The following is an 848-nucleotide window of genomic DNA, read 5'->3' as shown; positions in this document are numbered from 1 at the left end:
GGAAGTGCTCTCTCGTCGCTTTGGATTGCGCGGTTATAAAATGAGTACTTTGGAAGAAGTCGGTAGTGAAATTGGTTTAACGCGCGAGCGTGTACGCCAGATTCAAGTAGAGGCTTTGAAGCGTCTGCGCGACATTTTGGAGAAGCAGGGTCTTAGTGGCGACATGCTCTTCAAGTAAGCAAATTTTCGTTATTGAAACCGCCCGCTGACTTGTTCATCGGGCGGTTTTTTATTCCCCGGTTTTCTCTTTAAACTCGCATAAATCCTCAATGATGCAGCTTTGACAGCGTGGTTTGCGTGCAACACAGGTGTATCGACCATGAAGAATCAGCCAGTGGTGTGCGTCTACTAAAAACTCCTTAGGTATCAAGCGAACGAGTCGTTTTTCCACTTCCAGCACGTTTTTTCCAGGCGCAATCTTGGTGCGATTTGCGACGCGGAAAATATGTGTGTCAACGGCCATGGTTGGATGCCCAAATGCCGTGTTGAGAACCACGTTGGCGGTTTTTCTACCAACACCGGGAAGAGCCTCAAGTGCAGTGCGATCTTCGGGTATTTGGGAGTTGTGTAGTTCCACCAGCATTTTGCAGGTCTTGATAACGTTTTCGGCTTTGGTGTTGAACAATCCGATTGTCTTTATATATTCCTTCAAGCCATCTACACCTAGCTCCGCCATCTTTGAGGGGGTGTCTGCTACGGTAAATAGTTTGTCGGTTGCCTTGTTGACGCCTTTGTCCGTTGCCTGAGCAGATAAGATGACCGCAATCAGTAATTCGAACGGGTTTGAGAAATTTAGTTCCGTTTCCGGCTTTGGGTTTTCATTTTTGAAGCGAGTGAAGATCTCGGTG

General features: G+C 47.3%; 2 protein-coding genes. One reads left to right on the top strand and one right to left on the bottom strand.

Annotated elements, in window-relative coordinates; all coding sequences use genetic code 11:
* The coding region (locus tag A3751_RS09940; protein ID WP_304439018.1) for a sigma factor-like helix-turn-helix DNA-binding protein at window positions 1–178 on the top strand (178 nt) is incomplete at its 5' end.
* Between the two features lie 51 nt (window positions 179–229).
* On the opposite strand, the gene nth is transcribed toward A3751_RS09940, so the two are convergent.
* Window positions 230–841: an endonuclease III gene (gene nth / locus A3751_RS09935; RefSeq protein WP_082863166.1), complete on the bottom strand. Its 612-nt coding sequence runs from the start codon at window positions 839–841 to the stop codon at window positions 230–232.
* Window positions 842–848 lie beyond the last annotated feature (7 nt).

The organism is Oleiphilus sp. HI0080 (assembly GCF_001635135.1).
This window is presented reverse-complemented; position numbering and strand designations above follow the sequence as displayed.